The sequence below is a fragment of the Agathobaculum ammoniilyticum genome (genome assembly GCF_025567315.1).
GTDB lineage: Bacteria > Bacillota > Clostridia > Oscillospirales > Butyricicoccaceae > Agathobaculum > Agathobaculum ammoniilyticum.
Map to the genome: position 1 here is coordinate 20,850 of NZ_JAOQJE010000005.1, position 18,620 is coordinate 39,469.

15 protein-coding genes, 1 pseudogene and 2 other annotated features are annotated in these 18,620 nt (G+C 59.3%); of the genes and pseudogenes, 10 read left to right on the forward strand and 6 right to left on the reverse strand.

Features of this window, described 5'->3' with window-relative positions; all coding sequences use genetic code 11:
* Positions 1-159: 159 nt before the first annotated feature.
* The 3 genes from OCV66_RS06695 to pheS all read right to left on the reverse strand — a co-directional run bounded on the left by OCV66_RS06695 (position 160) and on the right by pheS (position 4,426).
* Positions 160-405 (reverse strand): IreB family regulatory phosphoprotein, encoded by a 246-nt coding sequence (locus OCV66_RS06695; RefSeq protein WP_031475480.1) that lies wholly within the window; start codon positions 403-405, stop codon positions 160-162.
* Positions 406-669: 264 nt separating this feature from the next.
* Positions 670-3,078: a phenylalanine--tRNA ligase subunit beta gene (pheT, locus tag OCV66_RS06700; protein WP_147573982.1), complete on the reverse strand. Its 2,409-nt coding sequence runs from the start codon at positions 3,076-3,078 to the stop codon at positions 670-672.
* 328 nt (positions 3,079-3,406) lie between these two features.
* Positions 3,407-4,426, reverse strand: a complete 1,020-nt coding sequence (gene pheS / locus OCV66_RS06705; RefSeq protein WP_107631687.1) for a phenylalanine--tRNA ligase subunit alpha — start codon at positions 4,424-4,426, stop codon at positions 3,407-3,409.
* 66 nt (positions 4,427-4,492) lie between these two features.
* Positions 4,493-4,732, reverse strand: a binding site (T-box leader).
* A gap of 142 nt (positions 4,733-4,874) precedes the next feature.
* Positions 4,875-5,088: a binding site (T-box leader), on the forward strand.
* A 52-nt stretch (positions 5,089-5,140) separates the two neighbouring features.
* Between pheS and OCV66_RS06710 the strand changes: the two genes are divergently transcribed.
* From OCV66_RS06710 to OCV66_RS06740, 7 genes are all read left to right on the forward strand, one after another.
* Positions 5,141-7,762, forward strand: coding sequence for a valine--tRNA ligase (locus OCV66_RS06710; RefSeq protein ID WP_054326373.1), 2,622 nt, complete (start codon positions 5,141-5,143; stop codon positions 7,760-7,762).
* 97 nt (positions 7,763-7,859) lie between these two features.
* Positions 7,860-8,321 (forward strand): hypothetical protein, encoded by a 462-nt coding sequence (locus OCV66_RS06715; RefSeq protein ID WP_054326374.1) that lies wholly within the window; start codon positions 7,860-7,862, stop codon positions 8,319-8,321.
* A complete protein-coding gene (locus OCV66_RS06720) occupies positions 8,302-8,997 on the forward strand; it encodes a CatA-like O-acetyltransferase (RefSeq protein ID WP_054326375.1) in 696 nt (231 codons plus the stop codon). Before OCV66_RS06715 ends, OCV66_RS06720 begins: the two co-directional genes overlap by 20 nt.
* The gene (locus OCV66_RS06725) at positions 8,963-10,270 is read left to right on the forward strand and encodes a bifunctional folylpolyglutamate synthase/dihydrofolate synthase (protein ID WP_054326376.1); all 1,308 of its coding nucleotides are present in this window, start codon (positions 8,963-8,965) and stop codon (positions 10,268-10,270) included. The genes OCV66_RS06720 and OCV66_RS06725 overlap by 35 nt, the downstream gene beginning before the upstream one ends.
* A gap of 81 nt (positions 10,271-10,351) precedes the next feature.
* Positions 10,352-10,669, forward strand: a complete 318-nt coding sequence (locus tag OCV66_RS06730; protein WP_054326377.1) for an anti-sigma factor antagonist — start codon at positions 10,352-10,354, stop codon at positions 10,667-10,669.
* Between the two features lies 1 nt (position 10,670).
* Complete coding sequence (gene spoIIAB, locus OCV66_RS06735) at positions 10,671-11,108, forward strand: anti-sigma F factor (RefSeq protein WP_054326378.1); 438 nt, start codon at positions 10,671-10,673, stop codon at positions 11,106-11,108.
* Positions 11,105-11,812: a sigma-70 family RNA polymerase sigma factor gene (locus tag OCV66_RS06740; protein ID WP_242977925.1), complete on the forward strand. Its 708-nt coding sequence runs from the start codon at positions 11,105-11,107 to the stop codon at positions 11,810-11,812. The genes spoIIAB and OCV66_RS06740 overlap by 4 nt, the downstream gene beginning before the upstream one ends.
* A gap of 33 nt (positions 11,813-11,845) precedes the next feature.
* Here OCV66_RS06740 and OCV66_RS06745 read toward each other — a convergent pair whose 3' ends face one another.
* Positions 11,846-12,385, reverse strand: a complete 540-nt coding sequence (locus OCV66_RS06745) for a hypothetical protein (protein WP_147573983.1) — start codon at positions 12,383-12,385, stop codon at positions 11,846-11,848.
* A gap of 131 nt (positions 12,386-12,516) precedes the next feature.
* Here OCV66_RS06745 and OCV66_RS06750 point away from each other — a divergent pair, with 131 nt between their 5' ends.
* A complete protein-coding gene (locus OCV66_RS06750; RefSeq protein WP_082396823.1) occupies positions 12,517-12,759 on the forward strand; it encodes a helix-turn-helix domain-containing protein in 243 nt (80 codons plus the stop codon).
* 47 nt (positions 12,760-12,806) lie between these two features.
* Here OCV66_RS06750 and OCV66_RS06755 read toward each other — a convergent pair whose 3' ends face one another.
* Positions 12,807-15,227: an ATP-dependent helicase gene (locus tag OCV66_RS06755; RefSeq protein ID WP_107631691.1), complete on the reverse strand. Its 2,421-nt coding sequence runs from the start codon at positions 15,225-15,227 to the stop codon at positions 12,807-12,809.
* A 255-nt stretch (positions 15,228-15,482) separates the two neighbouring features.
* On the opposite strand from OCV66_RS06755, the gene OCV66_RS06760 reads away from it, so the two are divergent.
* On the forward strand, positions 15,483-15,710 hold the full coding sequence (locus OCV66_RS06760) for a helix-turn-helix transcriptional regulator (RefSeq protein WP_054326381.1): 228 nt from the start codon (positions 15,483-15,485) through the stop codon (positions 15,708-15,710).
* Between the two features lie 58 nt (positions 15,711-15,768).
* Here the strand turns inward: OCV66_RS06760 and OCV66_RS06765 are convergent.
* Positions 15,769-16,605: pseudogene (locus tag OCV66_RS06765) on the reverse strand (nucleoside recognition domain-containing protein); the annotation flags it as partial.
* 426 nt (positions 16,606-17,031) lie between these two features.
* On the opposite strand from OCV66_RS06765, the gene OCV66_RS06770 reads away from it, so the two are divergent.
* On the forward strand, positions 17,032-18,620 hold a 1,589-nt coding region (locus OCV66_RS06770), incomplete at its 3' end, for a recombinase family protein (protein WP_262564052.1).

The window sequence follows — 18,620 nt, forward strand, 5'->3', positions numbered from 1 at the left end:
CCTTCTTGAAATCGTCAAGACCATAAAAAAATGACCGCCCACTTGCCCCGGGTACGGTCATTTTTTGAAATGATAGATACTTAGGGTCAACCGTCTTTGCCGGACTGCCCTTTGCTACTTTTCATTATAACGGTCCTGCGCCGTTTGTCAAGCCCCGCCTCAGTTATCGAGGTAGAACTGCACCAACTCCTGCATCAGCTCGTCGCGGTCGATCTTGCAGATCAGGCTGCGCGCGTTATTGTGGTTGGTGATGTACGTCGGGTCCTCGGAGAGGAGATAGCCTACGATCTGGTTGATCGGGTTATAACCCTTCTCCTTCAGCGCGTCATATACTGCGGTCAGCGTGCGCTTCATCTCCTTGTTGGACTCGTCTACAAGGCTGAATTTTCTTGTGCCGTCAAGCATGTCTGTCTCCTTTCCGATCCTACCGGTTGGTTTTTGCTATAAACAGCATAATACAAAACAACGGAAAAGTAAAGCCCTTATCGGCCGAAATGGGGGCGAAATCTTTTTCCAACCCTGCCACAGTGCGGTTCGCAAGCCGTACTGTGGCAGGATTGGTTACCGTCAGGGAAGTCTGGGAAAAGCTCCCCCTGCACAGCGGGGGCATGCGAACCCAAATAGAAAGCGGGCGGTTATACCGCCCGCTTCCGGAAAACCGGTCTGTTATCAGCTGCGCAGGACCGCGCCGAACGACTTTTCGAGTGCCGCCAGCGCGTCCTTCATCGCCTTGTCGCACTCCTCGTCGGTCAGCGTGCGGTCGGGCGCGCGCATGGACAGCGAGTAGGCCACGGATTTTTTGCCCTCCGGGATGCCCTTGCCCTTATACACGTCGAACAGCTTGACCGACTCGAGGATCGTGCCGGCAGCCTTTTCGATCGCAGCCTGCATAGAGGCCGCTGGAATGGCATCGTCCACCAGCACCGCGATGTCACGGGTCGACGCAGGGAACTTGGGCAGCGGGTGGTACAGCTTGCTGGGATCAATGGATGCGAACAGCGCATCCATGCGCAGCTCAGCCGCCAGCACCTCGCCGGACAAGCCGTAGCGGTCTGCGACCGTGGGATGCACGGTGCCGAATACACCGACCTGCTCGCCGCCGATCAGCACGTTTGCGCAGCGGCCCGGGTGATAGGACGGGTTCGCCTTCTCCGGCACGAACTGCACGCCCTTAATGTTGAGCTCACGGCACAACGCCTCGATCACGCCCTTGAGCTGGAAGAAGGATAGACGGCCGTACGAGCCAAGCGTCAGCACCTTTTCCTCGTGCGGGAGCACGTCCGGATCGGCCTTGCCGTCCTTGATGGACGGGGTATAGATTGTGCCCAGCTCGTAGAGCGACGCAGTCGGGTTGCGGTGCGCGTGGTTGTGCGCAAGCGATTCCAGCATCGAGGGCAGCACGGTCGTGCGCATGACGCTGAAATCCTCACCGAGCGGGTTCAAAATCGTGGTAGAGATGCGGCGTGGGTCGTCCTCGGCCCAGCCAATCATGTCATAGAACTTCGGGGAGATGAACGAGTGGCTCATGGCTTCGTCAAAGCCCGCCTCGCGGCAGACCAGCGCCGCGGCGCGCTCGGCCTGCTGCCTGGGCGTGTATTCGCCCTGCACCATCTCGCCGGCATACAGCGTGGTCGGGATCTTGTCGTAGCCGTACATGCGCGCGACTTCCTCCGCGAGGTCGCACATGCGCGCGATGTCCGTGCGGAAGCTCGGCACGATGACCTCGCCGCTTTCGACTGTGAAGCCCAGCTTCTCGAGGTAAGCCTGCTGCTCCGCATCGGACAGGGACAGGCCGAGCAGGCCGTTCATTTTATCCGGTTCAAAGGGTAGACGCTTGGGGTTGGGGTCGGAGTTGTCCACGTCGATGATGCCGTCGATGACCTCGCCCGCGCCGAGCTGTTCGACCAGCTCGCAGGCGCGGTTGACCGCGTCGAGCGTCATGCGGGGGTCGAGGCCCTTTTCAAAGCGGCCGGACGCCTCGGTGCGCATGCCGAGCGCCTTGGCGGTCACGCGGACGGTCGCGCCGTGGAAGCACGCGGACTCGAACACAACGGTCTTGGTGTCGTCCTCGATCTCGGAGTTCGCGCCGCCCATCACGCCCGCGACCGCGACCGGCTTGTCGTTGTCGCAGATGGCGAGCATTTTGTCGGTCAGATCGTGGTCCTGGCCGTCCAGGGTCTGGATGGACTCGCCGTTACGCGCGCGGCGCACGACGATCTTGCCGTCCGACAGGCAGGAATAGTCGAACGCGTGCATGGGCTGGCCATACTCGAGCATGACGTAGTTGGTAATATCGACGATGTTGTTGATCGGCCGCACACCGGAGGCATGCAGGCGCTCGCGCATCCACGCGGGCGAGGGCTCAATCTTGATGTTGCGCACCAGACGTGCGGTGTAGCGCGGACACAGGTCAGGATCCTTGACCTCGACCGACATATGCTTGTTGATATCATCGCCCACGCCCTTGACCAGGGGGGACTTGACTGCGAACGGGCGGTCAAAGGTAGCGGCGGTCTCGCGCGCCAGGCCGATAACGCTCAGACAGTCCGGACGGTTGGAGGTGATCTCAAAATCCGCGACATATTCGTCCAGGCCGAGCACCTTTTTGATATCCTCGCCCACCGGAGTACCCGCGGGCAGAAACAGGATGCCGTTCTCGCACGCATAGGGTACGCAGCCGTGGGTCAGGCCCAGCTCCTGGAACGAGCACATCATGCCGTTGGAGACCTCGCCGCGCAGCTTGTCTCTGGTGATCTTGACCCCGCCGGGCAGGGTGGACTTGTGCAGCGCGACAGGGCAGACCTCACCCACCGAATCGGGGGTCACGTTGGGCGCGCCGGTGACGATCTGGACAGGCTCGCCCTGCCCCACGTCGAGCTGGCAGATTTTGAGATGGTCGGAGTCCGGATGGTCAATGACCGACAGCACCTTGCCGGTCACGACGTTTTCGATCTCCGCGCCGAGGTAGAAAACCTCCTCGACCTTGGAGCCGGACATGGTAAGCCGTGCGTCATACTCCTTGGGCGTGACGCCGGAAATATCGGTATAATCCGAAAGCCAGGAAAGCGGCAGTTTCACAAAAATTCCTCCTTGAAATTTTTCGATTGAAACCACGGTTTCAATCGAGGGGGACGCGCCGAACCATGGTTCGGACGCGTTCTAGGCTGCGAAAGGTTCCGACGGGCGAAACTTTTCTCCGCTCTGGTATCAAAACCCTGATACATGCTCGCGGTTTTCTGTTTTATGCGCGCATGGCGCGCCCGTCAAAAGTGAGGACATGCCTGATCTTTGACACCCCGACCCAGCCGCCCTGGGCGGCGACGTTCGGGTGTCGAAGACCGGTTCCTTCGGGACCGGTTTTCGTATATAAGGGACTTGTGAAGTCCCTTATAAGCACGCGAGCGCGTTAAAATTGTTCCAAAAACCGCACGTCGTTTTCATAGAACAGGCGGATGTCGTCGATCTTGAAGCGGCCCATGACCATGCGCTCCAGGCCGATGCCGAACGCGTAGCCTGAGTATTCCTCCGGATCGATACCGCTCATCTCAAGTACCTTGGGGTGTACCATGCCGCAGCCGAGGATCTCGATCCAGCCCTCGCCTTTGCAGAGCGGGCAGCCTTCGCCGTGGCAGCGGTAGCACTGGATGTCCATTTCCGCCGACGGCTCGGTGAACGGGAAGTGGTGCGGGCGGAAACGGACGACCGTGTCCTCGCCGTACAGCTTTTTGGCGAACAGCTCGAGGATACCCTTGAGGTCCGACATGCGGATGCCCTTATCGACGACCAGCCCCTCGATCTGGTGGAACAGCGGGGAGTGGGTCGCGTCCACCGCATCCGAGCGGTACACACGGCCGGGCGCGATGATGCGGATGGGCGGCTTTTTCTTCTCCATCGTGCGCACCTGCATCGGGGAGGTCTGCGTGCGCAGCACCACGTTGTCCGAGATATAGAAGGTGTCCTGCGTGTCGCGCGCAGGATGGTCCTTGGGGATGTTGAGTGCTTCGAAATTGTAGTGGTCAAGCTCGACCTCCGGACCTTCTGCGATCGAGAAGCCCAGGCCGAGGAAAATTTCCTTGAACTCATCCAGCACGATGTTGAGCGGATGCTTTTTGCCGATCACGACCTCCTCGCCCGGCAGGGTCACGTCGATTGTTTCGGCCTCCAGCTTGTGCGCGAGCGCGGCCTGCTCAATGACCAGCTTCTGCTTTTCGATTATGGTTTCGATCTCGGCGCGCACGTCGTTGATGAGCTGGCCTACGGCCGGGCGTTCCTCTGCGGCAACGTCCTTCATGCCCTTGAGGAGCGCGGTCAGCTCTCCTTTTTTGCCAAGGAACTTGACGCGCGCTTCGTCAAGCGCGCGCGGGTCCGCGGCGGCGGCAAGCTGTTCCTTTGCGGCCTGCAGGATGCCTTGCAGCTTTTCTTTCATGGTTGCCTCTCCTTTTTATATGAAAAATCAGCGTTTGGGACAAAATAAAAGCCTTTCGTCCCATGAATTAGGGACGAAAGGCATAAAAGCAACTTCCGTGGTACCACCCTGATTCCCAGCCGGAGCCGGGCGCTCATTGAACGCCGGTAACGGGGCGTCAACCCGCCTGCGCCTACTGGAAAAGCCGTTCAGCGCCGGTGCTCGCAGGGGAACTTCGCGTCATGTCTCTTTGGGCGGCTTGCAGCCAAAGGCCGCCTTCTCTGAAAAGAGGGGGATGGCGTTACTTTCCCTGTTCATCGCGGTTTGGTATTCATAGACAGTAATATTAAACCACATCTTTCGGGGGATTGCAAGTGGAAGGCATGTTTTTTTTGACAGGCAGGAAAGAGGGGGTGCCGCGCCGCTTGACAAATCTGCGGTTTTTGGATATACTGTTAAAGTTGATATGCAAAATGCGATGAAAAAGAGGAGTATTCCCGCTTCGCGCGCTGCAGAGAGAGGGCGGTCGGTGCAAGCCCTTGGGCGGAGGGAAGAAAGTCGCTTTGGAGCAGGAGGCCGAATGCCAGTAGGCTGTCCCGTCCCGCCCACGTTACGGGCAAACGAGTGCGCGGCGGCATTGCCGCGAATTCAGGTGGTACCACGGAGCACGCTTCGTCCTGTACGGACAGCGTGCTTTTTTGTTTTCCGCAATCAAACCGAAAAGGAGACAGACCAATGAGCGAACTGCCAAAGACCTACGACCCGAAATCGGTCGAGGACAAGCTGTACAGCTTCTGGAACGATTCCGGCTTTTTCCACGCCGAGGTCAATCCGGACAAGAAACCCTACACCATCGTTATCCCGCCTCCGAACGTGACCGGCCAGCTCCACATGGGCCATGCGTTCGATGAAACGCTGCAGGACATTCTCATCCGCACCAAGCGTATGCAGGGCTATGAGGCGCTGTGGATGCCCGGCACCGACCACGCGGGCATCGCCACCCAGATCAAGGTGGAGGAGACGCTCCGCAAGGAGGAGGGCAAGACCCGCTATGACCTTGGCCGCGAGAAGTTCCTCGAGCGCGTGTGGGACTGGAAGCACCAGTACGGCAACCGCATCATCAGCCAGCTCAAAAAGCTCGGCTCCTCCTGCGACTGGGAACGCGAGCGCTTCACCATGGACGAGGGCTGCTCCAAGGCCGTGCGCGAGGTGTTCGTCAACCTGTATGATAAGGGCCTGATCTACAAGGGACACCGCATTATCAACTGGTGTCCGCACTGTGCGACCGCGCTTTCGGACGCCGAGGTTGAGTACGAAACCCAGCCGGGCAAGCTGTGGCACATCCGTTACCCGCTGGCGGACGGCTCAGGCGACCTGGTGGTCGCCACCACCCGTCCGGAAACCTTTATGGGCGACACCGGCGTGGCCGTCAACCCGAACGACGAGCGCTATCAGCATCTGATCGGCAAGACCTGCATCCTGCCAATCATGAACCGTGAGATCCCGATCTTCGGCGATGAGTACGTCGATATGGAATTCGGCACGGGCTGCGTCAAGGTCACGCCATGCCATGACCCGAACGACTTCGAGATGGGCCAGCGCCACAACCTTGAGCAGATCCTCGTGTTCAACGAGGATGCGACCGTCAACGAAAACGGCGGCAAGTACGAGGGGATGGACCGCTACGAATGCCGCAAGGCGGTTATCCGTGACCTCGAGGAGGGCGGCTACCTTGTCAAAACCGAGGACCACGAGCACAACGTCGGCACCTGCTACCGCTGCGGCACGACCGTTGAGCCGATGACCTCCGCGCAGTGGTTCGTCAAGATGGCGCCGCTGGCGAAGCCCGCAATGGACGTGGTACACGAGGGCAAGACCAGGTTCGTGCCGGACCGCTTCGCCAAGACCTACCTGCGCTGGATGGAGAACGTGCATGACTGGTGCATCTCGCGTCAGCTCTGGTGGGGCCACCGCATTCCGGCGTTTTACTGCGACGACTGCGGCGAAATGACCGTCTCCAAGGAAGACGTCCACGTCTGCCCGAAGTGCGGCAGCAAAAACGTCCGCCAGGAGGAGGACGTGCTGGATACCTGGTTCTCGTCCGCGCTGTGGCCGTTCTCCACGCTCGGCTGGCCGGAAAAAACGCCGGAGCTTGACTACTTCTACCCGACTTCCACGCTGGTCACGGGGTACGATATCATCTTCTTCTGGGTGGCGCGCATGATCTTTTCGGGCGTCGAGCATATGGGCGAGACGCCGTTCGAGACCGTGTATATCCACGGTCTGGTGCGCGATGCGCAGGGCCGCAAGATGTCCAAATCGCTCGGTAATGGCATCGACCCGCTGGAGGTCATCGACCAGTATGGCGCGGACGCGCTGCGCTTCACGCTCGCGACCGGCAACAGCCCCGGCAATGACATGCGCTTCTCGACCGAGCGCGTCGAGGCGAGCCGCAACTTCTGCAACAAGATCTGGAATGCGTCCCGCTTCATCCAGATGAACCTGACGATTGGCAGGGACAAGGCGGCGTCGCTGCCCGCCGACCTCGCGCTTGAGGACAAGTGGATCGTCTCCAAATATAACACGCTGGTGGCCGAGGTCACCCGCAACATCGACCAGTATGAGTTGGGCCTGGCCGCCGCGAAGCTGAACGACTTCATCTGGGATAACTTCTGCGACTGGTATATTGAGATCGCCAAGACCCGCTTGCAGGCGGGCGACGAGAAAGTGCAGCAGGTGCTATGCTATGTGTTGTCGGGCGCGATGCAGCTGTTGCATCCGTTCATGCCGTTCATCACCGAAACCATCTGGCAGGCGCTGCCGCACGAGGGGCCGTCGGTGATGGTGTCTCAATGGCCGCAGTATGACGAAACATTGCGCTTTGCGGAAGAGGAAGCGCAGATGGAGACCCTGATGGACGCGGTGCGCGCGATCCGCAACCGCCGCAGCGAGATGAACGTGCCGCCCTCCAAAAAGGCCAAGGTGCTGATCCTGACCGAGAAGCGCGATACCTTCGCCGCCGGTGCGGGCTTCTTCCCCAAGCTGGCCTATGCCTCCGCGATCGAGCTGGTGGACGCAGTACCCGCGGACGCGGCCAAAATGGCAAGTGTCGTCACGGGCGACGCGCAGCTCTATATGCCGATGGGTGACCTGATCGACTTCGCCGCCGAGCGCACGCGCCTCGAAAAGGAGAAGGCCAAGGTCGAGGATGACATCGCGTTTGTGATGAAAAAGCTGGATAATCCGAGCTTTACCCAAAAGGCGCCGGAAAAGATCGTCGCGGTCGAGCGGGAGAAGGCGGAAAAGCTGCGCGAGCACCTCGCCAAGCTCGAGGAGTCTATCGCCGCGCTGGGATAAAACGAACAGAGGAAAAAGGAGGAAGCCGCGCTTCCTCCTTTTCTTTTTGTAAAAGTGTGTTATAATACTGAATAAAACGGAGTCCGGAGACAAAGGCATGGAGCATACTTATTTTTTCCAAACAACAGTATGGAGGGCCAGCGGCACCTACTATGATGCGGAGGGGCGGTCGTTCCTGTTAATGGGAGAGGTGCAGGTGCGGCGCACGGCATCCGAATGGACGCTGGCAGGCACGCTCACCGTGCGGTCCGACCCGCCGGTTCAGTTTTCCAACAGCTACCGCATCGCGCGTACGGAAACGCCAGACACGCTTTGTTGGGAATCGTACAACCCCGCGCTGGGGACGCTGCGCGGCACATTTGAGATCGTCGGCCCGTGCATCGTATCAATATACCGCTCCACGGAGGACGGATACAGCGGTACGGAAACGCTGCGCCAGCTCGACGGGCAGACGTATGAAAACGTTGGGGTGTCGTTCCGAAACGGCAGGCGCATATCCTCGTGGACAGCGCGTATTCACAGAGAGGAGGCGGAAACGATTGGGCTACCGATGGATTGATATGGAGAACTATCCGCGCATCCAGCATTTTGCGTATTTCCGCGGCCTTGCCTATCCCTATGTAGGCTTGACGGCGGAGGTGGATATTACATTGCTGATGCAACGGATGGAGCGAGAGAGGATACCGTTTTTCCTAACGGTCTGCTATTGTGCGGCCCGTGCGGCAAACGCGGTGCCGCAGCTGCGCCAGCGGATTCGTGGGGACAAGATCATCGAATTTGACAGGTGTATGACATCGCATACTGTTGCGCTGGAAGATGGCACATACTGCTACTGTACACTGGACAGCGGGATGGCTTTTGGGGACTTCCTGTCCTATGCGGCGCGAGTGCAGGAGCGGGCGGCCACCGCCCGCTCGCTGGGCGAGAGCGAAGAGGATGCGGAGGCGTGCTTTTTTGTATCTACGCTGCCGTGGCTGACTTACACCGCGTTGGTGCAGCCGGTGCCGCAGCCTGCGGACAGCAATCCGCGCATCACATGGGGCAGATATTTCACACGGGAGCAGAGGACCCTGCTGCCGGTTTCTCTGCTGTGCCATCATGCATTGGTGGACGGAATACATATCGCCGCGTTTTACAGGGAGCTGGACAAACAGATCCGAATGGTAGCGGAAAACGGAAAGGATGGGAAACAGTACGGTTATGATGCAGAGCGGAACGCCCAAAACAGCAATTGACTACATCCACGCCCTCGGCCGCTTTACCGGCAGGCCGGGGCTGCACCGCATCCGCGCGCTGTGCGCGGCGCTGGGGGACCCGCAGGACGGGCTGCGCTTCGTCCATATCGCAGGTACGAACGGCAAGGGCTCGACCGCGTGCATGACGGCGTCGATCCTGCAGGCTGCGGGCTATCGGGTGGGGCTGTATACTTCGCCATATCTGGTGCAGTTCCATGAGCGCATCCGCGTAAACGGCGCGCTGATATCGGACGGCGATCTCACACGGCTGTCCGGAGAGGTGGCGGCTGCGGCGAAAGGCCTGTCCCTGCCGGCTGGGGAAACGATCGGCGAATTTGAGTTCACCACCGCACTGGGGTTCCGGTATTTCGCGGAACAGGGCTGCGACATTGTGGTGCTGGAAACCGGGCTGGGCGGCCGGTGCGACGCAACCAATGTGGTGCGGACGACCGAGGTCAGCGTCATCACCCCGATTTCACGCGACCACATGGCGGTGCTGGGCGATACGGTGGCCGAGATCGCGGGGGAAAAGGCCGCGATCATCAAGCCGGCATCCGCTGTGGTGTGCGCAGACGGCCAGCCGGAGGAAGCGCAGGTCGTGATCCACCATGCGTGCGAAGCGCTGGGTGCGGTGTGGTATGAGGGAGAGCGCGAATGCCGCCTGCTGCGCTGCGGTATCGACGGTTCGGCCTTTGTCTGCCGGGGGCAGGGATACACTGTCGCCATGCCCGGCCGCCACCAACTACAGAACGCGATGACCGCGCTGCGCACTGTGGACGCTCTGCGGTTGCGCGGCTGGGAGATACCGGTGGAGGCCGCGGTGCGCGGCCTGGCGCGGGCGCGCATGCAGGGCCGCCTGGAGCGCGTGGTGGACCAGCCGCTCGTCCTGCTCGACGGGGCGCACAATGAGGCGGGGATAGAGGCGCTCTGCCGCACGGTGGACGAGCTTCTCAAAATGCGCCGCCTGCATGTGGTCATGGGCATGGTGCGGGATAAGGAGTACGAGGTCTGCGTCCGGCGGATGGCGCGGCGCGCGGACGTGTTCTATGCCTGCGCGCCGGATACGGAGGACCGTTCCCTGAACGAACAGACGGTTGCCGCGCTGGCGGAGCAGGGCTGCGCCGAGGTATATGACTGCCATACGGTAGAGCGTGCGCTGGCCGCGGCGCTGGGGAATGCCTCGCAGGAGGACTGCATTCTGGTGTGCGGCTCGCTGTTTCTGGTTGGAGAGGCCGAAAAAATCCTGCGGACGCGACAAAAAACGGCAGAATAAACAGTTAAATATTGGTAATATAAGGCTTGTACAAGGGTACAGGCCTTTTTCTTTTTGGGAGAACAAACGAGGTGAATATATATGCTGCATATCACACAGGCCGAGCGGGACGGTACGCTGATGATCTCGCTTTCCGGCGAGCTGGACCACCATGCGGCGCGTGCGGCTATCGAGCAGGCGGAGGACCTGCTTGTGCTTTACCCCTGCGAAAAGCTGATCCTCAACCTGTCCGGACTGACGTTCATGGACAGTTCGGGATTGGCGGTCGTGCTGCACCTGCACCGTACCTGCGCGCGCAGCGGCTATGAATTTATCGTGCGGGGCGCGCCGCCGCAGCCCATGCGCGTGTTCGAGGCCGCGGGACTGCCGCAGGTTATGATTTTTGAGAGGGGGGAATAAGATGCGCGCTGTCGTTAACAAAATGAGCCTGAAATTTGAAAGCCGCTCGGTCAATGAGGCGTTCGCGCGGCAGTCGGTAGGCGCGTTCGTGGCGCAGCTCGATCCCACGATGGAGGAGCTGGGCGATATCAAAACCGTGGTGAGCGAGGCGGTCACAAACGCGATCGTACACGGCTACGCGGATAAGGCCGGCTTTATCACGGTCGCGGTGCGCCTGCTGGAAGGGCGGGTGCTGGAGCTAAAGGTAAAGGACGCCGGCCGCGGCATAGAGAACGTCGAGCAGGCGCGCCAGCCCATGTTCACGACCGGCGACGATACGCGCAGCGGCATGGGCTTCACCATCATGGAAACCTTTACGGATAAGCTGCGCGTGCGCTCCACGCCCGGCAAGGGGACGATGGTGACCATGGTCAAGGTACTTAAGGAGCGCGGCGCGTGACGACCAGCATGCGCGGCCTGCTGGAACAGGCCGCCGCGGGCGACCGCGGCGCGGAAGCTCGGCTGATCGAGGAAAACAGCGGGTTGATTTGGTCGATCGCGCGGCGTTACTATGGGCGCGGCGCCGAACCGGACGATCTGTACCAGCTCGCCTGCGTGGGCTTTATCAAGGCGGTTCGCGGCTTTGACCCAGCGCTGGGCAACGAATTTTCCACCTATGCGGTACCCAAGATCGCGGGCGAGATCCGACGCTTCCTGCGGGACGACGGCGCGGTCAAGGTCAGCAGGTCGGTCAAGGAGCGGTCGGTGCGGGTGCGGCGCATCCAAAGCGAGCTGGAAAGCAGAACCGGTCGTTCGCCAACCGTGTCCGAGCTGGCGGAAGCCGCCGGTCTGACCGTGGAAGAGGTTGCTGCATGCGAGCAGGCGGACGTAGCCGTGGACTCCTTTGAACGCGAGCTATCCGGCGGCGGGCGGCTGGGCGATATTGTAGGCGACGAGGGCATGGAGGAGCGTGCCTGCCTGTATTTGTCCTTGGGCGAGGCGCTGAGGACGCTGCCGGATCGCGACCGGCAGGTGCTGGCGCTGCGTTTCTCGCGCGACCTGACACAGCAGCAGGTGTCCAGGATCATCGGAGTATCGCAGGTGCAGGTGTCGCGGATTGAAAAACGGGCGATCCAGGCGCTGCGGGAAAAGCTGATGGAATAGGCGGGCTGTCCGTTGAGGGACAGCCCGCTTGGGTTATTCTGATTCAGTTGCTTCCACAGAATCCGCAGATGTGTAAAAGGTCAGTTCGTTGAAAGCGGATTGGCATTCACCCTTCTTTTCGGAAATGGCGCTGGAGTAGGTCAGCCTGGAGTAGCCGCTGGGATAAGCAGAGATCAGGCTGTAATAATCGTTGACAGCTAGATAGTAGTTTTTTGCTGCATCATAAAAGTCGCCGGTGCCTTCTGTGCCAAGCAGTGTTTTGGCATCGTCCATAACATCTTTGGCGTAGCTGCGGAAATCATGGACGCTTTGGGCGCGGTCTTTGAGAGAACCGCTATTTAACTCTTCGTATGCGCTTTCATCAAAATAACAGTTCATGACACTTCCTGTTGTCGTCCAGTTCTCCAGTAGAAGTGATGCGGCAGAATCGATCGCCACCTCAGCCAGATAGAGGTTGCCAGCCGCATTGTTTAGATCCTCGTCTGTGGGGGAACCGCTGGAGTTCCCCTGTCCACATGCACACAGGGAAAACGTTATGACACCCGAGAATAACAGTGATAATACTTTTTTCATCTTTTTCGCCCTTTCTGTGTTTTGATTTTGGATTACTACCTAAACTATATCACAGTTTCTGGTTGAGGTCAATTGACCCCAAAAACAAAATGAGCTCTTGCTATTATGGAAAACAGTAGGAGGGTACATTCATGCTGGATACCAAGGCTGTTGGTAAAACAATACAGGGGCTGCGGCGGAAAAAAGGGTTGACGCAGGAACAACTGAGCGGTTTGGCTGCTCTTGACCGCACGCACTACAGTAAGATTGAGAGGGGGTTGCGCAGTCCGACGCTTGATACGATTTTTAAAATAGCATTTGCATTGGATATGGAGCCACACGAATTGATACAGGTGATCGAAAGGAACGTGGCATTTGACTTTATTGAATTTTAGTAAAAGAAAGAGGGCGGGCGCATCGCGTCCGTCCTCTTTTTCCAGCCTTATATCAGTTTTTCCATAAATTGCGCGGCCGATTTTGCCATTAACCGCTTGGTGCCTTTCTGGTCGAAGGCGATTTCGAGCAGCGCGTCGCCGCCCATGGGCTTGACCGAAACGACCATCCCATCGCCGAATGCCTTGTGGCGTACGCGGCAGCCGGCGGAGAAATCGGGCAGGGGGGAACCGGCCGGCTGTGCCGCGGGAGCGGCAAAGGAGGGGGCGGCCGCGGCAGGGGAAACATAACGCGCCCGCGCGACCTGCGCGCGGGACAGCCCGGGGTCGGGCTGGGTGACCTGCTGGAACATGCGGCGCTCCACAATGTTGCTGTCGAGCAGCTCGCGCGGCATCTCGTCGATAAAGCGGGAGGGATGCGCGTATTGAGTGCGGCCGTACAGCATGCGCCGTTCGGCACAAGTCAGGTACAACTGCTCCTTGGCGCGCGTCACCGCAACGTAGCACAGGCGGCGCTCCTCCTCCATATCCTCGTCGCGCTCCATCGCGCGGAAGCCGGGAAACAGGCCGTCCTCCATGCCCGCGAGGAATACGACCGGAAATTCCAGCCCCTTGGCCGAGTGCATGGTCATCATCAGGACCGCGTCCTCCTCCTCGCCGGACTGGTCGGCGTCTGTGTACAGCGCCATTTCCTCAAGGAAGCCCGCAAGAGAAGCGTCGTCATGGTCGTTTTCATAGCTGACGATGTAGGATTTAAGCTCTTCGATATGCTCGATACGGCTCTGCTCCTCCGCGCCGCCCCTGGCTTCCAACGCGGCGAGATAGCCGGTCTGGTCGAGCAGCCCGTCGTACAGCTCGGAAAGGGAGAGGAACTCCTTCTGCTTCCGCAGGTTTTCCATCATTTCGCCGAATTTTTCCATCGCCGCCGCGCCGCGGGACAGGGCGGGATAGTCCGACGCGTGGCACACCGTTTCGTACAGCGTCACGCCGTTTCCCACAGCGAGCTGTGCCGCCGTTTCAACCGATTTGTCGCCGATCTTGCGCGCGGGTACATTGATGATGCGGCGCAGGCGCAGCTCGTCCGCCGGATTTTCCAGCACCCACAGGTAAGCGAACATATCGCGCACCTCGGCGCGCGAGAAGAAGTCGCGTCCCTTGTACACACGGTAGGGGATGCCCGCGCGGATGAACGCGGCCGCGATATTGTCCGACAGGACGTTGTTGCGGTAAAGCACCGCGAAATCACCCCAGCGAAGTCCCTGCTCCACTCCCTCGCGGATGGTATCCGCGATGTAGGCGGCCTCGCCCTCCTGGCTGTCCGAGCGGTGCAGGTGGATCTTGGCGCCGTCGCCGTGGTCGGTCCACAGCTCCTTGCCCTTGCGGCCGACATTGTTGCGGATGACCTCGTTGGCGGCGTTCAGGATATTGCCGGTCGAACGGTAGTTCTGTTCCAGACGGATGGTTTTCGCGTCCTTGAACTGCTTTTCAAATTCGAGAATATTGGTAATGGTGGCTCCCCGGAATTTGTAAATGGATTGGTCGTCGTCCCCGACAACGCAGATGTTCTCGTAATAGCCCGCCAGCAGGCTGGTCAGCACATACTGGGCGTAGTTGGTGTCCTGATACTCGTCCACCAGCACATAGCGAAATTTGCGCTGGTAGTATTCCAGCACATCCGGATTGCTCTGCAGCAGGAGGACGGTTTTCATGATAATGTCGTCGAAATCAAGCGCACAGGCCTTTTTCATTTCTTTTTCGTAAAGCTGGTACACCTCCGCGACCTTTTCGCGGAAGTAGTCGCCCGCCCCGTCCGCGCGGAACTGCCTAGGGGTCATCAGCTTGTCCTTGGCGCGGCTGATCATACTCATGACGGTGCGCGGGTCGAACGTTTTGGTATCCAGGTTGAGCGATTTCATCACGTTCGTGACGACGCGCTTTTTATCGTCCTCGTCATAGATGGTGAAAGCGGTCTCAAAGCCGAGCAGGTCGACATGGCGCCGCAGGATGCGCAGGCAGGCGGTATGGAACGTATAGGCCCAGACGGCGGAGGCGGATTCTTCATCTCCCAGCGCGGCCTGCAGGCGCTCGCGCAGCTCGCGCGCGGCCTTGTTGGTGAACGTGATCGCGATGACCTCCCACGGCTTTGCCGGATGCATGGCGCACAGCCGCTCCGCGTGTTCCCGATTTTCCGGCTGAGGGGCGGTCAGGTATTCGGTGAGGAACAGCAGGTCCTCCTCGGTGGCGCCTGCAGGCGCATAGGAGCTGTCCAGCCCCTCGCCAAAGCGCAGGATATTGATGATGCGGTTGATGAGCACGGTGGTTTTGCCGCTACCCGCGCCCGCAAGGATAAGCAGCGGCCCCTCGGTGGCAAATACCGCCTCGCGCTGCTTTTCGTTCAGGGAAGAAAAGCGCCGCTCTATAATGGCGCGCCGTATGGACGCGTACTTCAGGTCGAATTTGGTCGGTTCCATAGGTTTCCTCGTTTCATGATGGAGATACAAAACCAGTATAGCATAAAAACAGAGGGAAAACAAATGTTCCCGTTCCGACCCTGCGGGAGTGCCGCAGGATGATAAAATCTCCTTTTTTGTATTTTTGTGGAATAAAAATAGGCATTTGTGGAGTTTAACTCAACAAATGGTGAGTGTAAACGCACAAAAGTAGAATAGCATGATATTTTTATCGGGGCATTACATGGGTAGACTTATTACCATGAGGTGATAAGAATGGATTTCAGGCATTCCGATAAATACAGGAAGCTCGGGCTTAATGTCGCATACTACCGGAAGGACCGGCATTTCACGCAGGAAGGACTGGCGGAGGTAATCGATGTGGACCGGTCCACGATCGCGAAAATCGAGGGCGCGACAGCAGGTGCGTCAATGGATACCCTGTTCGATATCGCGGACGCGCTGGAGCTCCCTGCGTATAAGCTGCTGGAATTCCGCGATTGATACGCTGGCGCGGACCAAAACGCCGATAAAAAAACCGCCCTGGACAGGGCGGTTTTTTTCAGGCAAAGCCCAGCAAAAGGCTCGCGGTATGCACGATAAAGCACAGCGCACAGCCGAAAACTGTGGGCAGGGCGATGGCGGCAAGCGTCCATTTGACGCTGCGGCATTCCTTCCAGATCGTCAGGCAGGTGGTGGAGCAAGGCCAGTGTGCAACGGCAAAGAACAGCGTGCAGAGCGCGGTTGTCAGCGTCCAGCCGTTGGCGAGCAACAGGGTATGGAACGAGGCAAGGTCTGCGATGTCCGCAAGCGTACCGGTTGCCAGATAGCCCATCACGATCAGCGGCATGACCAGCTCGTTGGCGGGGAAGCCCAGCACGAAAGCCAGCAGGATGACTCCATCCAGGCCGAGCAGCCGCGCAAAGGGGTCGAGGAAAGCAGTCAGATGGCTGAAAACCGGAATGCCGCCGACCGTGATATTGGCGAGCAGCCAGATCACCAGCCCAGCGGGCGCGGCGACCGCTGCCGCCCGACCCAGGACGAACAGGGTGCGGTCGAATATACTGCGCAGGATGACCCTGCCGATCTGCGGCGCACGGTAGGGGGGCAGCTCGAGGGTGAAGGAGGAGGGCACCCCTTTCAGTATCGTCGCGGAGAGCAGGCGGGAGGCGGCGAGCGTGAGCAGCACGCTGCCTGCGATGACCGTGGTCAGCAGCAGGGAGCCGCCGGCGGCGCTGCCGGCAAAAAAGACCGAGCAGAGGAAGATCAGCAGCGGGAAGCGCCCGTTGCAGGGGGCGAACGAGTTGGTGAGCATGGCGATCAGACGCTCGCGCGGGGAGTCGATGATGCGGCAGCCGACAACACCGCAGGCGTTGCATCCAAACCCCATGCACATGCTTGGGGAAAAAGTGGATGCGAACTTTTTGTTCGTTTTTTTATATAGTGAAAAGGAGGAGCTTGACTCACTCCGGCAGGAAAAAGGCAGTCCGCCACAAGCTCAAGCGCCAGCATGCACGGCATCGAGCGTTATTTTGGGGCAAAGAGGCGGAGAAAGTGCGGGAAATGCTGTGTTTGCCGCGGAAAACCGTAATCAGGAAGGTGTTATATACATATTATAGATATGTAAGAACCTGTACGAGTAAAAGGATGCAAAAAGGAGGTATGCGCATGACTGACTCCAAGCCCAAAGCGCGTCCGGCACAGCACAGCAGTACCTTACTGGAGTTGCTGGAGAACGTGATCGCCGCACAATTTGAAATGGAGAAAACAGCTACATAAGCGGTCGTGACCGTTCGCAGGCGGAAAACGAAGGGAGGAGGCTCGCTTGCATGATCGTATTGCCGCCAACCGGGCGGTACTATATCTGCGGCTGAGCCGCGATGACGCCAACCGGGGTGAGAGCGAGAGCATCCATAACCAGCGTGCCCTGCTGCGGGAGTATGCCGCACGGCAAGGCTTCTCTATGGCGGACGAGTATGTAGACGACGGGTGGCCGGGGACGAACTTCGACCGCCCTCGCTTTCAGGACATGCTGCGCGATATGGAGCAGCACCGGTTCGACATCGTGCTGGTCAAGGACCTGTCCCGCTTGGGGCGCGATTATATCCAGATCGGACGATATATAGAGCTGGTGTTCCCAGAACACGGCGTGCGTCTGATCGCGGTCAATGACGGGCTCGATACCGCGCGGGCGGATACCGATATGGCGCCGTTCCGCAATGTTGTCAATGAGATGTATGCGCGCGATACCAGCCGGAAAATCCGCAGCGCCTTGCGCGCGAAAATGCAGGAAGGGAAATTCGTCGGGAATTTCGCACCCTATGGGTATCAAAAAGACCCCAGGGATAAAAACCATCTGATTCCGGACGGGTATGCGGCGCAGATCGTGCGGCAGATCTTTATTTGGGCGGCGGCGGGCTCCCGTCCGGCGGAGATCGCGCGGAGGCTGGGTGAGCGCGGGGAACCGCCGCCCGCATTATACCGCTGCCAGGCGCATCCTGAGCTGAATCCGGACTGCTACTCAAAGCACAAGGAATGGACTGCGGGCGGTGTCAGCCGGATCCTGCGGGATACGGTCTATCTGGGCTGTATCGCGCAGGGGAAGACGGATAAGATCAGCTTCAAGAGTAAGAAAACGCGGGAAAAGCAGCCGGAGGAATGGATCGTTGTACCGGAACGGCATGAGCCGCTGGTCTCGGTGCAGACCTTTGAGACGGTACAGCACCAGCGCGCGTCCCGCCGCTGTGGCCGGAAAGGGACGTTTGAAAATCTCTTTTCGGGCCTGGCGTTTTGTATGGACTGCGGCAAGGCCATGTCCACGGTCGGTACGCGGAAAAAGGGTTCGGCCGCGAATCTGGCCTGCGGCGCATACAAGCTGCACGGCACATCGGCCTGCTCTAATCATTTTATCGCGTATGAGAGCCTGTATCGCTGCGTGCTGGAGGCGGTGCGCCGGTATGCCTGTCTGTCCGAGAAGGAATGCGACGACCTGTTTGAACGCCTGAACCGCCGCCTGCGGTTGGCCGAGCGGGAACAGGAAGCCGGACGCGAGCGGGAGTGGCTGGATCAGGAACTGGCCCGTATGCAGCGCCTGGTCGCACAGCTTTATGAGGATCGTTCAGCGGGCAGGATAGGAGGGACAAATTTCTATCCGCTGCTCGAAAGATACGAACAGAAAACGGCCCAGCTGCAAAAACAGCGCGATGCGTTGCAGCCGGATGCCGGAGATGCGGGCCTGTGGCAGCAGCAGGAGCATCTGCGCGCCCTGATCCGCCAGTATAAGGATATCGACGAGTTGACGCCGCCGTTGCTCTTTGAACTGATCGGGCGGATCGAAGTAGGGCAAGGTACATACGAAAAAACAGAAAGGGGTAGGGCCAAACGGCAGAAGCTCTCGATCTCTTTCCGTTTTCT

What these genes read in the sequence shown, in the direction of transcription:
- OCV66_RS06695 (WP_031475480.1), bottom strand. Translation starts at nt 405, where the DNA reads ATGCTTGACGGCACAAGAAAATTCAGCCTTGTAGACGAGTCCAACAAG.
- OCV66_RS06745 (WP_147573983.1), bottom strand. Translation starts at nt 12,385, where the DNA reads ATGAAAAAAGTATTATCACTGTTATTCTCGGGTGTCATAACGTTTTCC.
- OCV66_RS06710 (WP_054326373.1), top strand. Translation starts at nt 5,141, where the DNA reads ATGAGCGAACTGCCAAAGACCTACGACCCGAAATCGGTCGAGGACAAG.
- pheS (WP_107631687.1), bottom strand. Translation starts at nt 4,426, where the DNA reads ATGAAAGAAAAGCTGCAAGGCATCCTGCAGGCCGCAAAGGAACAGCTT.
- OCV66_RS06750 (WP_082396823.1), top strand. Translation starts at nt 12,517, where the DNA reads ATGCTGGATACCAAGGCTGTTGGTAAAACAATACAGGGGCTGCGGCGG.
- OCV66_RS06755 (WP_107631691.1), bottom strand. Translation starts at nt 15,227, where the DNA reads ATGGAACCGACCAAATTCGACCTGAAGTACGCGTCCATACGGCGCGCC.
- spoIIAB (WP_054326378.1), top strand. Translation starts at nt 10,671, where the DNA reads ATGCGCGCTGTCGTTAACAAAATGAGCCTGAAATTTGAAAGCCGCTCG.
- OCV66_RS06760 (WP_054326381.1), top strand. Translation starts at nt 15,483, where the DNA reads ATGGATTTCAGGCATTCCGATAAATACAGGAAGCTCGGGCTTAATGTC.
- OCV66_RS06725 (WP_054326376.1), top strand. Translation starts at nt 8,963, where the DNA reads ATGATGCAGAGCGGAACGCCCAAAACAGCAATTGACTACATCCACGCC.
- OCV66_RS06730 (WP_054326377.1), top strand. Translation starts at nt 10,352, where the DNA reads ATGCTGCATATCACACAGGCCGAGCGGGACGGTACGCTGATGATCTCG.
- OCV66_RS06715 (WP_054326374.1), top strand. Translation starts at nt 7,860, where the DNA reads ATGGAGCATACTTATTTTTTCCAAACAACAGTATGGAGGGCCAGCGGC.